Raw genomic sequence first — 12,386 nt, forward strand, 5'->3', positions numbered from 1 at the left:
TGCCCGGCATGTCATTCACCGGCCGACGACAACTGGCCTAGATATCGAAGCGGATCGGCGCGCCGGTCGCCAGGAGCCAGGCAAACAGCACCAGCCCCGACAGAACCAGGCCGGTGCCGAGCATCAGCTGCCGCGCCGCATAGCGCCGTTCGGGCTCGAGGTCGGGGCCGAACGCCTCGTGCCGCGTCGCCCGGAAGAAGTCGCCGAACTGGAAGCTCGGGCGATAGCCGACGACCTTCCATATCCGCCGCATCGCCAGGAAATAGCGCAAAAAGAACAACAGGCCGACGCCGGTGAAGGCGATGGCGAGCGAGTCGAGCGGCGGCATTTCCAGCATCGTCAGGCTCCGTGCCGGAACCGGTTGGTGATCGGATAGCGCCGATCGCGGCCGAAATTCTTCCGCGTCACCTTGGTCCCCGGCGCCGACTGGCGGCGCTTGTACTCGGCGACATAGAGCAGCCGCTCGATATGCCGCACCGTGTCGGCGTCGTAGCCCCGCGCCACCAGTTCGTCGACGCCGCCGTCATGCTCGACCAGATGCTCGAGGATCGCGTCGAGGACCCCGTAGGGCGGCAGCGAATCCTCGTCCTTCTGATCCTCGCGCAGTTCCGCCGAAGGCGGCTTGTCGATGATCCGCACCGGAATGACGACGCCATCCGGCCCGAGCGAACCGGTGGGGCAATGGGCGTTGCGCCAGCGCGCGAGGCGGAAGACCTCGGTCTTGTAGAGGTCCTTGATCGGATTGAAGCCGCCGTTCATGTCGCCGTAGAGCGTCGCATAGCCGACGCTCATCTCGCTCTTGTTGCCGGTGGTGACGACCATCGCGCCGAACTTGTTCGAGATCGCCATCAGGATGACGCCGCGTGCCCGGCTCTGGATGTTCTCCTCGGTCACGCCCGGCTCGGTGCCCGCGAACATTGGCGCCAGCGCATGGCCGAAGCCCTCCACCGCCTCGGCGATCGGCACGATGTCGTAGCGAACGCCGAGCGCCTTGGCGCAGGCCTCGGCGTCTTCCAGGCTGGTTTCGGCGGTGTAGCGGTAGGGCAGCATCACGCAATGGACGCGCGCCGCGCCCAGCGCATCGACGGCCATGGCCGCGACGATGGCCGAATCGATGCCGCCGGAAAGGCCGAGCACGACCGAGCGGAAGCCGTTCTTGTCGACATAGTCGCGCAGCCCGAGGACGCAGGCCCGCCAGATTGCCTCGTCCGGGTCCGGCAGCGATGCCACCGGCCCGCCCTCGCAGACCCAGCCATCGTCCGTTTTCGCCCACTGCGTGACGAACACGCCCTCGTCGAACTCGGGCAGCTGAAAGGCGAGGCTACGGTCGCCGTGGAAGGCAAAGGAGGCGCCGTCGAAGACGAGATCGTCCTGGCCGCCGACGGCGTTGGCGTAGACGACGGGCAGGTCGGTCTCGATAACCTGCCGCAGCACCACCTGATGGCGCACGTCGAGCTTGCCGCGATAGAACGGCGAGCCGTTCGGCACCAGCAGGATCTCCGCGCCCGATTCCGCCAGCGTCTCGCAGACGCCGAGATCGCCCCAGATGTCCTCGCAGACCGGGATGCCGAGCCGCAGCCCGCGAAAGTTCACCGGACCCGGCATTGGGCCCGCCTGGAACACCCGCTTCTCGTCGAACTCGCCGTAGTTCGGCAGGTCGACCTTGGACCGCCATGTCTGGATCCGGCCGTCGTCGAGGACCGCGACGGCGTTATGGAGACCCTCGTCGTTGCGCAGCGGGCAGCCGATGATGACCCCCGGCCCGCCATCCGTCGTCTCCAGCGCCAGCGCCTCGACGGCTTCCCGGCAGGCATCGACGAATGCCGGCTTCAGCACGAGATCCTCTGGCGGATAGCCCGCAATGAACAGTTCGGTGAACAGGACGAGGTCGGCCCCCCGGCTCGCAGCCTCCGCCCGCGCCGTACGGGCACGCTCCAGATTGCCGGCGACGTCGCCGACGACGGGGTTGAGCTGCGCGACGGCAAGCGTCAGGCGGTCGGTCAGGTTCTGCACGCCAAGTCCTTCTTCGAACATCCCGTTGGTGTTCTCGCCGGTCATCTGTTCAACCGTCGATCCGGCTCATATCAATCTCCCGGTGACGGCGCGAGCCCGGCTTCGGCCGACCTTGGAGAGAACCACCATGTCGAAAGTGAAATTCGAGGCGGGCGCGGTGCGCTGGTTCGGCCGACCGCTCGATCGGTTGCGACCCGTCGAGCGGCGGATCCTGGAGCAGGCCCACGCCCGGCAGCCGATCGCCGCCGACAGCAATGCCGCTTTCGAGGCGCAGCTTTCCTTAGGCGATCGGCTCTCCGACAAGATTGCGATCATCGGCGGCTCCTGGGGCTTCATTCTCGCCTTTCTCGCCTTCCTTGTCGTCTGGGCTGTCGCCAATACGCTCCTGCTGACGACGAACCCGTTCGATCCCTATCCGTTCATCTTCCTCAACCTGATCCTTTCGATGCTCGCCGCCATCCAGGCACCGATCATCATGATGTCGCAGAACCGGGCCGCGGCCCGCGACCGGCTGGACGCCGGCCACGACTATCAGGTCAACCTCAAGGCCGAGATCGAGATTCTCGCTTTGCACGAAAAGGTCGATGCGCTGCGGAGCGCCGAACTGGCCGCCCTCGCCGCGACGCTGGCGGCGATATCCGAACGCCTGGAACGAATGGAGCGTGGCTTGTCCTGAGGCTTGCGAATGACCGGGAGAAGCGCGATCCTCTCGCAGCCGAGAAGCCTGACCTCGCCGGGTGGCGCGGCAATTTCGCGGGCGTATTTCGTCAGGCCCCCGAACGAAGCCACTTCTTTGCGCCGCAAAACTCTGTAACAAGCCGCCGCAATGAACCAGACACTGCCGCGGTCCGTTGCCGGCGGTAATTCCTGTCCCGACGGTCGGAGCCATGGTGTACGAAATTCTGGGCCTCATTGGCCAATTCGGGCCGATCATCGTCCTGGCCGGCACCTTCTTCGAGGGTGAGGTCTTCGCGATCATCGGCGGCTTCCTCGCCTATCGCGGCTCATACCCGCTCGAGATGATGATCGCGCTTGCCTTCGTTGGCTCGTGCATCGGCGACCTCTCGGTCTTCCTGTTCGCCCGCTACGCCTCTAACCATCGATGGGTGGCGCGCTGGCGCGACCACGACAAGTTCGCCCGGGCCATCCGCCTCGTCGAGCGGTACCCGGCATTCTTCGTCATCGTCAACCGCTACATCTACGGGTTGCGGATGCCAGGGCTGATCGCGCTCGGCCTGTCGCGCATATCGGTCGTCCATTTCGCGCTGCTCAACCTGATCGGAGCCGGGCTTTGGGCCGGCATCTTCACCACGCTCGGCTATGTCTTCGGCTACTCGATCGGGTCGGTCTTCGCGCAGCTGGAAGTGATGGAGCAAGGCGTCGGCATCGCCCTGGCGGTGATCGCGGTCCTGCTCGCAAGCTGGTTCGCCTGGCGTCAGTGGGGTCCGGCGCTGACGAAGCGTATCCGCAGGCGCCGACGCGACGCCACCGCGGCGTCTGACGAGACCCAGCCGGAACTCGCTGCCGTCAGATCCCGATCGCAGCCTCTCCCCGATCGAGGATCAGAGGAATGATCAGGTCTTCTTCATCCTCGAGGTGCCGGATCAGCCGCTTCAACAGCCGCTCGCTCGCATCGGCGTAGCCATCCGCCGCGCGGCGGGCCGCGTCGCTCGGCCGCGGGCCGGCGGCGACCTCGATCGCCAGGAAGCGATTGGCCGTCTCGGCGGTTTGCATGAGGTCGTGGTGGATCACCTCGTGGTCGGCCTCGAGCAGCTCGAAACCGTGCGCCAGCTTGCGCTCCGCCCGCTGGAACGCCGGAAAGTAATGCTGGTCCTCGATCTGATGGTGCCCCTCGAGCTGCGTCAGGAAGAACTGCAGGCGCGGCGCGAACCAGCGGCGAAAGGGATCGAGCTCGACCGTGCCTTCACGGTGCTGCGACAGCCCATCCTGCAGCGCGCCGCCGAGTTCGCGGAACATATCGTGCCGCTGTAGCCAGAAGCGCGCCGTGTTGCCGAGATTGGCGTGGCCGTCCCAGACGTCGCGCGGATAGCGCTCGAGCAGCTGGCGCAGATCGGCGGGCAGGCCGGGTCGGGTGTCGAGGTCGATGGCTTGAATCATTGTCGCAGCATCCGCCGGTTTCCGTTTCGTATCGCTGGATAATTCGCCTCAGGCAAAGGCGAAGGCTTCCATCGCCAGCACGCCGAAATCATGGCTTGCGTGGAGCTTCGTCGCCTTTGCCGCGGCGCCTGCGGCCCCGAGCGCGACGTAGAGCGGCATCAGATGCTCGTCGGTCGGATGGTTTTCGCGCGCGAATGGAGCACTCGTTCGATAGGCCGCCAGCGCCGACCGGTCCCCGGCGACGAGCCGGTCGGTCATCCACTCCGAGAAGGTTGAAACCCATTCCGGCGTCGCGGCCTTTCGGTCGTTCTGGCGGATCCGGGCGAAGGCTTCGCGCAGATTGTGGGTGAACGAACCCGACCCGATGACAAGTACCCCGTCGGCCCGCAGGAAGCCCAGCGCCGCGCCGAGCTTCAGATGGTAAGCTGGCCCCTCGCCCGGGTCGATTGAGACCTGCACGACGGGGATGTCCGCGTCCGGGTAGGCGAGGCTGAGCGGCACCCATGTGCCATGGTCGAAGCCACGGTCGGTCACCGCTTCGGCAGCAAACCCGCTCTCGCCGAGCGCCGATGCGATGCTGGCTGCCAGCGTCGGATCGCCTGGCGCTTTGTACTGGATCGCGTAGAGGCTGCGGTCGAAGCCGCCGAAATCGTGGATGGTCTCAGGCTGGGCGTCGCCCGAAACGAGGATCTTGCCCTCGGCCTCGAAATGCGCGCTGGCGACGACGATGGCCCGCGGCCGCGGCAATGCGGCGGCAAGGCCGCGCAGAAAGTGCGTCGCCTCGGTCTCGGCGACCGCCACGTCGGGCGAGCCGTGGGAGATGAACAGGCTAGGCATCGGGGACATGGCGTCGGCTCCGGTCGGGACCCGATCAAAATAGTACCCGCATGCCTCTGCGGTCACGCGACCTGCGGCGGACGGATCGTTCACAGATCCGTCCGCCGCAGGTGGAGGCTGAAGCCTAGCGGATGACCGCCTGCTGCTGCGACGGTGCGGCCGCGTGGTCGTCCTTCAGGAGCTCGGCCACCAGGAAGGCGAGTTCCAGCGCCTGGTTCGCGTTGAGCCGCGGATCGCAATGGGTGTGGTAGCGATCCGACAGGTCTTCGGCCAGCACCGGCCGCGCGCCGCCGGTGCATTCGGTCACGTCCTTGCCGGTCATCTCGATATGGATGCCGCCGGCATGGGTGCCCTCGGCGCGATGCACCGCGAAGAAGCTCTCGACCTCCGACAGGATCCGGTCGAACGGCCGCGTCTTGTAGTGGTTGAGCGTGATCGTGTTGCCGTGCATCGGATCGCAGGACCACACGACCTTACGCCCTTCCCGCTCCACGGCGCGGATCAGCTTCGGCAGATGCGCGTCGACCTTCTCGTGCCCGAAGCGGGTGATCAGCGTCAGGCGCCCGGCCTTGTTCTCCGGGTTCAGCCTGTCGATCAGCCGCAGCAGTGCGTCGGGCTCCAGCGACGGGCCGCATTTGAGGCCGATCGGGTTCTTGATGCCGCGGCAGAACTCGACATGGGCGTTGTCCTCCTGCCGGGTGCGGTCGCCGATCCAGATCATGTGGCCGGACGTCGCGTACCAGTCGCCGGAGGTGGAATCGACGCGCGTCAGCGCCTCCTCGTAGCCGAGCAGCAGCGCCTCGTGGCTGGTGAAGAAATCGGTCTCGCGCAGCGACGGGTGGTTCTCGGAGTTGATCCCGATCGCCCGCATGAAGTTCATCGTCTCGGAGATGCGGTCGGCCAGCGCCCTGTAACGCTCAGCCTCCGGGCTCCCGCCCACGAAACCGAGCATCCACTGATGCACGTTCTCGAGATTGGCGTAGCCACCCTGGGCGAAGGCGCGCAACAGGTTGAGCGTCGCCGCCGACTGGCGGTACGCCTCGATCTGGCGCTCCGGCGAGGGAATCCGCGAGGCCTCGTCGAACTCGATGCCGTTGATGATGTCGCCGCGATAGGACGGCAGCGTCTTGCCGTCGCGGGTCTCGTTGTTCGACGAGCGCGGCTTGGCGAACTGTCCGGCAATACGGCCGACCTTCACCACCGGCTGCGAGGCGCCGAAGGTGAGGACGACGGCCATCTGCAGGAAGGCGCGGAAGAAGTCGCGGATGTTGTCGGCGCCGTGCTCGGCGAAGCTCTCGGCGCAGTCGCCGCCCTGCAGGAGGAAGCCACGGCCTTCGGCGACTTCGCCCAGCGCACGGGTCAGCTTGCGCGCCTCACCTGCAAAAACCAGCGGCGGGTACGTCGCGAGCTTCTTCTCGGTGTCTGCCAGCGCCATCGGGTCCGGGTAATCCGGGACCTGCTCGATGGGCATCGAGCGCCAGCTTGCCGGGTTCCAGTCCTTCGCCATGGTCTTGTCTCCTGACCGGACGCTTTGCCGGTCGTCTGTCTCTGCGTCGCGGGGTCGAAATAGGATGGGTCGGCTCGCAATACGATCGGGCCGCCACCTGCGCGGGCTTTAAGCACTTCCGGGCGGTTTTGTCATCTTTCGCGGCAAATACCGCCTCGCCGCGCTCTCAGCCGGGGGTGATAAATCGCGCGCCGCGCTCGCTGACCAGCCGGTCGAACAGCGCAGCTTCCCCATCGGACAGGGTGACCGAGCGCGGATAGCGCGGCTGGTCGCGATCCTGCAGGACTGCTGTCTCGAAGCCTTCCGTTCCGGCAACGAAGCGACGCAGCCCGTCTTCTCCATAGAGCGTCCGGAAGCCCTGCATGACTGCGTCGAGGTAGCTCTGCAGGATCGCCGACTGCGTCTCGGCGGCGTCCGGGGTACCCCGGTGCGCCTCGTAGATATAGACCGGGACGTCGGCAATCGGCGGCCGCTCGACCGAGAGCCGTCCGAGATCGACGATCCGGCGGGCATAGCCGGCCTCGCGCTCGTCGACGGCTGGCAGATGCTCCACCCGGTCGTAGACGACCACCCCCTCGATGGCCTGGTCTTCGGTCGGTTGCACCGAAAGGAGCGCCATGTCGCCGTCTTCGCCACGGGGCAGCCAGAAGCGCTGCCATCCATGCGCGCTCGCCCGACGGATCCCGAGGAACTTGGTGCGCAGCGTCCGCCGATTGACCAGCGACCCGTAGCCGAAATAGGCGACGATCTCGCCCTTTTCGGCCAGCTCTGCCAGGTCGGGATGGTCTTCGTGAATGTCCATGCCGTTGCTCTACCGGAACCGTCAGCAAGTTCAACAGCCCCGGCGCCATTCGCTCGCGCGATGCGACGGCCGGAAGGGCCGACCGGCACAGTTGGCGGACGGGCCATTGATGTCTGCGCCGGCATGCCCACGTCTGCTCCATGACCGAAGCCGTATCGACTGCCTCTCCGACGCCCGTGCGGCGCCGGGACCTGACCGTTCGCACCGACGACGGCGTCGACTTGCCGGCGACGCTGTTCGTCGGCGAGAACGCCGACACCGATGCACCGGCGATCCTTTTGTCGTCCGCGGCGGCCGTCGAGCGGCGCTTCTATCGAGCCTTCGCCGAATATCTTCTCGAACGCGGCGCCCAGGCCGTGCTCACCTACAATTATCGCGGCCTCGGCGCGGCGGCCCGCCAGCCGGGCGCGCGCCAGCACCGCATGAAGGAATGGGGCACGCGGGACTTTCCCGCCGCGCTCGAGGCGCTGCAGCATCAGACCGGGGCGACCCGCCTGGTCGGCATCGGCCATTCCTTCGGCGGACTGGCGATCGGGCTGTCGGGGGTCTCAGCAAAGTTCGAGCGCTACGCGATGGTCGCCTCGCTGAACGGCTATTATCGCCGGACGCGCGAACCGCTCAAGGTCTTCGCGCGGATGAATTTCGCCGGCGTGCCGGCCACCTACCTGCTCGGACAGGTCCCCGCCTCGCTCGGGCTGGGCACCGCCCTCGCCGGTCCGATCTTCCGGGACTGGGCGCGCTGGTGCCGGCGCGAGGCGTTCTTCTTCGACGATCCGGCCGTGGCCGAAACCTCCCGCTTCGCCGATGTGCGGCTGCCGCTCCTGTCGATCGGCATTGCCGACGACCCGTGGGGCACGCCGGCCGCCGTTTCGGCGCTGCTGCGGCGCTTTCCCAACGCCGACCTGACCGAACGCTGGCTGTCGGCGCCCGAAGGGCAGCGCGCGATCGGCCACAGCGGCTTCTTCAAGCGCAATCTGCGCTCGACCCTCTGGCAGCCGGTGGCAGATTTCCTGCTGGCCGGGACCGTCCCGCCAGCGCACTGAGGCGCTGGATCAGGCCGCGATGCGCTCACCGTTCCGCAGCCGGTAGCTCGGCTCGTACATGGTGACGAGTTCCTCGGCCATGGTCGGATGGACCGCCATGGTGGAATCGAACTGGTCCTTCGTCACGCCGGCCTTGACCGCGATCCCCAGCACCTGACTGAGCTCGCCCGCGTCGGGCCCGAGAATATGGGCGCCGATCACCTTTCGGCTGGCCGCATCGACGACCAGCTTGATCATGGTCCGCTCGTCACGGCCCGACAGGCTGTTCTTCAGCGGCTTGAACGTCGCCTTGTAGATCTCGATCTCGTCGAAGCTCTTGGCAGCGTTGGCTTCCGTCAATCCGACGGTGCCGATCTCGGGCTGGGAGAATACGGCCGTGGCGATCGTGTCGTAATCCGGACGGGTGGGATTGTCCCGGAACGCCGTCTCCACGAAGCACATCGCCTCGTGGATGGCGACCGGCGTCAGCTGGACGCGATGCGTCACGTCGCCGATGGCGAAGATATTGTCGGCGGTCGTGCGGGAATATTCGTCGACCACCACGCCGCCACGGGCGTCGAGTTCGACACCGGCCTTCTCGCACCCGAGATTCTCGGTATTCGCCTTGCGGCCGATCGCCAGCATGACCTCGTCGGCATCGAGGATGTCGCCACTCTCGCAATGCGCCTCGAAGCGCCCGTCCGGCTTCTGCACGACCTTGATCAGCGTGTCGCGGCAGCGCACCGACATGCCCTTGTGCTCCATCGCCTGGTGCAGGCCGTGGCGAAGATCGTCATCGAAGCCCTGCAGGATCTCCTGGCCGCGATAGACCAGCGTCGTCTGGACACCGAGGCCCAGAAAGATGTTGGCGAACTCCACTGCGATATAGCCGCCGCCCAGGATCACCACGGACCCCGGCAGGCGCTCCAGATGGAACGCTTCCTCGGACGTGATGCAGTGCTCGGCACCCGGCAGGTCGGCAAACGGGTTGGGACGGCCGCCGGTGGCGATCAGGATCTTGTCGGCCGTGACCACCTTGTCCGTCGCCAGCAGCCGGATCTCGTGCTGCCCCTCGATCACCGCGCGCGACGCAAGGATCTGCGCTCCGGTCTTCTGGACATTGGCGTGATAGATGCCTTCGAGGCGCTCGATCTCCCGGTCCTTGTTGGCCATCAGTCGCGACCAGTCGAAGCGGCGCTCGCCGAAGTTCCAGCCGAAGCCGCGGGCATCTTCCCACGCCTCGGAGAACTGCGAGGCATAGACGAACAGCTTCTTCGGCACGCAGCCACGGATGACGCAGGTGCCGCCGAAGCGATATTCCTCGGCGATGGCGACCTTCTTGCCGAGCATCGCAGCGCGGCGCGCCGCACGGACGCCGCCCGAGCCGCCACCGATGACGAAGAGATCGTAGTCGTATGCGCTCAAGTCGGCACCCGTTCTTACTGCGGCGTCGCGGGAGCGGCAGGATCGGCCGGCGCCGCCCCATCGGCGGGTGCTTCGCCGCCGTAGAGCTCGTTCATGCCCTCGAGCGCGCTCTGGCGCAGATCGCGTTCGATGCCGTTGCTCCACACCTCGACCGCCTGGAGCATGTCCCGCGTCGCCGCCGGACCCTGCGCCAGCAGCTTCTGGCCCGCCTCGGACTGGTAGAAGTCGGCGATGGCGCGAAGCTCTTCCTCGGTGAAGAGGTTGGCGTAGACGCGGGCGACTTCCGATTCCAGCGCGGCGCGGCGCGATGCCAGCTCGATGGCCCGCTCGTCGACCATCTCCGAGATCTCGTCCTGGCGGTCGGGACTGTTGGGGATCAGCTCGGCCTTGATCTGCGTCGCCGCATTCGGAAGGATGTTGTCGAACTGCGCCGTCGCGTCGATGGCGGCAATGGCGTCGCGGGCGGCGGCGATGTGCGAGGCGGTAGCCTCCTGCGCCATCGCCGATGCCGGCGCCATCAGCACGAAGGCGGCGGCCGCAAACAGGCCCCGGCGCGTCGATTGGCTGAAGTTCATCAAGCGTTAGTCTCCGTTATCTGGCGATGCCCCGCATCGGATCGCATCGGCTTATCACGTTATCACGACAAAGACTGGCCGGCTGGCCCGTGCCTCGTGCCCGTGCAGGGCCGGCAGCAGCCAGCCCGTTCGTCCCTTGGCCCCGGGTCTAGTGGATCGCCGCATGGCCTGACAAGTCGGCTCGCCGCCGTCGGCTTCACGCCTTGAGGATCGAAACCCCATCTGCGGAAGCCAGGATCGCCTCGGTGGCAAGTCCGAGGAACAGCCCGTGCTCGACGACACCGGGTACCGAATGCAGCGCCGCGGACAGTGCTTCCGGATCCTCGATGCGGCCATAGGCTGCGTCGAGGATCAGGTGGCCGCTATCGGTGATGAAAGGCTCCTCGCCGACCCGGCGCAGGGTCAGGTCAGGATCGAGACCGAGAGCCCGCGACGCTTTCTGGATCGCCAGGAAGGTCGCGATCAGCCCGAAGCCGTTGATCTCGATCGGCAGCGGAAAGTCGCCGAGCGTCTCTACCTGCTTCGAGGCGTCGGCGATCACCAGCATCCGGTCCGACGCCGCCGCGACGATCTTTTCGCGCAGCAGCGCGCCGCCGCCGCCCTTGATGAGCCGCAACCGGCCATCGAGTTCGTCGGCACCGTCGATCGCCACGTCCAGCTGCGGCACAGCCTCCAGCGTCGCCGTCGGCACGCCGAGCTCGCGGCAGAGCGCCTCGGAACGTTCCGAGGTGGTCACCCCGACGATGCCGAGCCCGCCTTCGACGCGCTCGGCCAGGAGACGGATGAACGCCTCGGCGGTCGAGCCAGTGCCGATGCCGAGCCGCATGCCGTCCTCGACACGGTCGAGCGCCGCTTTCGCGGCCTGTCGCTTCAGTTCCTGCATGTCCGCCATGACGGCCCCGTTTCCTGCGCGTTCTGCCCGCTCGTCTAGCCGGTCTACCGCAAGGTGTCGATTGCCGTCCCCGGCGGTTGACGTCATGACCAAGTCCGGCCAGAGCGGTCGACGCCGCAGGATCGCGGCGATCAGCGCAAGGCGAACCCTGACATGACGGATGTCGCTGTCTTCGATCTCGACGGCACGCTGGTCGACACCGCGCCGGATCTCACTGCCAGCCTGAACTACTGCCTGGCGGCGGCGGGCATGGACGCCGTGCCGCTCGACCTCGTGCGCCCGCATGCCGGCCACGGCGCCAGGGTGATGCTGCGTCAAGCCTATGGCTGGGACGGCCGCCCGCTCGGCGAGACCGAGGAAGACGAGCAGCTGTCACGGTTCCTGGAGCATTACGAGGCAAACATCGCGGTGCAGTCGCGCCCCTTCCCCGGCGCCCTCGACGCCATGGAGCGCCTCGCCGCCGGGGGCTTCACGCTGGCCGTCTGCACCAACAAGCACGAGCGGCTGGCCGTGCTGCTCCTGTCGGAACTCGGCATGGCCTACCGCTTCGCGGCGATCTGCGGTGCGGACACCTTCGCCCGCCGCAAGCCCGATCCGCTTCACCTCACCGGCACCATCGACAGGAGCTTCGGCAAACCGGCCGGATCGATCATGATCGGCGACACGATCACCGATATCGCCACGGCCCGCGCGGCGGGAGTCGCTTCGGTGCTGGTGGATTTCGGGTATGCGCCGGACCCGGAGGCCCGCGCCGGGGCGACGGTGGTGATCGACGATTATGCCCGGCTCGACGCCGCCTTCGCTCGCCAGATCGTGGCCAGGGCGGCGCTGCGGCGCTAGACGGGGCGGACCGCATCTGTTCCTGGCAAGCCGCTTGTTGACGAATGGGCCGTTCGGGCACTATATCCCCGGCACCTTGCCGCTGGCGCCTTGCCGCGCGGTCCGGGCGCGTAGCTCAGCGGGAGAGCACCTCGTTCACACCGAGGGGGTCACAGGTTCGATCCCTGTCGCGCCCACCATTCTTCCATTGGGCCGAACATCTTACACCCTCGGAATTTGCACCAAGCCGCTACCTTCTCCGCAGGCGAAGGAGGCATGCGACGTGACAAACTCCAGCCTTCGCCCCTCCGACAGCGCCCCGATCAAGAGCGAGCTGCGCTACGACGAGGCACCGGCGATCTCTTCTGGACGAAGG

At 66.9% G+C, this 12,386-nt stretch carries 13 protein-coding genes and 1 tRNA gene; 5 read left to right on the plus strand and 9 right to left on the minus strand.

Annotation, left to right across the window (positions count from 1 at the left end):
- Positions 1-37 precede the first annotated feature (37 nt).
- Together GTW51_RS00715 and GTW51_RS00720 are read right to left on the minus strand one after the other, a co-directional pair.
- Complete coding sequence (locus GTW51_RS00715; protein ID WP_163041975.1) at positions 38-337, minus strand: hypothetical protein; 300 nt, start codon at positions 335-337, stop codon at positions 38-40.
- 2 nt (positions 338-339) lie between these two features.
- Positions 340-2,058, minus strand: coding sequence for an NAD+ synthase (locus GTW51_RS00720; protein WP_425483213.1), 1,719 nt, complete (start codon positions 2,056-2,058; stop codon positions 340-342).
- A gap of 82 nt (positions 2,059-2,140) precedes the next feature.
- Between GTW51_RS00720 and GTW51_RS00725 the strand changes: the two genes are divergently transcribed.
- Together GTW51_RS00725 and GTW51_RS00730 are read left to right on the plus strand one after the other, a co-directional pair.
- The gene (locus GTW51_RS00725; RefSeq protein ID WP_163041976.1) at positions 2,141-2,689 is read left to right on the plus strand and encodes a DUF1003 domain-containing protein; all 549 of its coding nucleotides are present in this window, start codon (positions 2,141-2,143) and stop codon (positions 2,687-2,689) included.
- A 211-nt stretch (positions 2,690-2,900) separates the two neighbouring features.
- Complete coding sequence (locus GTW51_RS00730; RefSeq protein ID WP_203565826.1) at positions 2,901-3,587, plus strand: DedA family protein; 687 nt, start codon at positions 2,901-2,903, stop codon at positions 3,585-3,587.
- Here the strand turns inward: GTW51_RS00730 and GTW51_RS00735 are convergent.
- From GTW51_RS00735 to GTW51_RS00750, 4 genes are all read right to left on the minus strand, one after another.
- Positions 3,541-4,131, minus strand: coding sequence for a hemerythrin domain-containing protein (locus GTW51_RS00735; RefSeq protein WP_163041977.1), 591 nt, complete (start codon positions 4,129-4,131; stop codon positions 3,541-3,543). The two genes, GTW51_RS00730 and GTW51_RS00735, sit on opposite strands and share 47 nt — an antisense overlap.
- A gap of 48 nt (positions 4,132-4,179) precedes the next feature.
- Complete coding sequence (locus GTW51_RS00740; protein WP_163041978.1) at positions 4,180-4,977, minus strand: dioxygenase family protein; 798 nt, start codon at positions 4,975-4,977, stop codon at positions 4,180-4,182.
- A gap of 115 nt (positions 4,978-5,092) precedes the next feature.
- Positions 5,093-6,475, minus strand: a complete 1,383-nt coding sequence (locus tag GTW51_RS00745; protein WP_163041979.1) for a class II 3-deoxy-7-phosphoheptulonate synthase — start codon at positions 6,473-6,475, stop codon at positions 5,093-5,095.
- Positions 6,476-6,641: 166 nt separating this feature from the next.
- Positions 6,642-7,277: a gamma-glutamylcyclotransferase family protein gene (locus GTW51_RS00750; RefSeq protein ID WP_163041980.1), complete on the minus strand. Its 636-nt coding sequence runs from the start codon at positions 7,275-7,277 to the stop codon at positions 6,642-6,644.
- 140 nt (positions 7,278-7,417) lie between these two features.
- Here GTW51_RS00750 and GTW51_RS00755 point away from each other — a divergent pair, with 140 nt between their 5' ends.
- Positions 7,418-8,320 (plus strand): alpha/beta hydrolase family protein, encoded by a 903-nt coding sequence (locus GTW51_RS00755; RefSeq protein ID WP_163041981.1) that lies wholly within the window; start codon positions 7,418-7,420, stop codon positions 8,318-8,320.
- Positions 8,321-8,329: 9 nt separating this feature from the next.
- On the opposite strand, the gene gor is transcribed toward GTW51_RS00755, so the two are convergent.
- From gor to rpiA, 3 genes are all read right to left on the minus strand, one after another.
- On the minus strand, positions 8,330-9,724 hold the full coding sequence (gene gor, locus GTW51_RS00760; RefSeq protein ID WP_163041982.1) for a glutathione-disulfide reductase: 1,395 nt from the start codon (positions 9,722-9,724) through the stop codon (positions 8,330-8,332).
- 14 nt (positions 9,725-9,738) lie between these two features.
- A complete protein-coding gene (locus GTW51_RS00765) occupies positions 9,739-10,299 on the minus strand; it encodes a DUF2059 domain-containing protein (RefSeq protein WP_163041983.1) in 561 nt (186 codons plus the stop codon).
- Between the two features lie 196 nt (positions 10,300-10,495).
- Positions 10,496-11,191, minus strand: coding sequence for a ribose-5-phosphate isomerase RpiA (gene rpiA / locus GTW51_RS00770; RefSeq protein WP_163041984.1), 696 nt, complete (start codon positions 11,189-11,191; stop codon positions 10,496-10,498).
- A 153-nt stretch (positions 11,192-11,344) separates the two neighbouring features.
- Between rpiA and GTW51_RS00775 the strand changes: the two genes are divergently transcribed.
- Positions 11,345-12,031, plus strand: a complete 687-nt coding sequence (locus GTW51_RS00775; protein ID WP_163041985.1) for an HAD family hydrolase — start codon at positions 11,345-11,347, stop codon at positions 12,029-12,031.
- A 104-nt stretch (positions 12,032-12,135) separates the two neighbouring features.
- Positions 12,136-12,210 (plus strand) — tRNA-Val (locus tag GTW51_RS00780).
- The last annotated feature ends 176 nt before the right edge of the window (positions 12,211-12,386 follow it).

This window comes from Aurantimonas aggregata (assembly GCF_010500835.1).
Classification (GTDB): Bacteria; Pseudomonadota; Alphaproteobacteria; order Rhizobiales; family Rhizobiaceae; genus Aurantimonas; species Aurantimonas aggregata.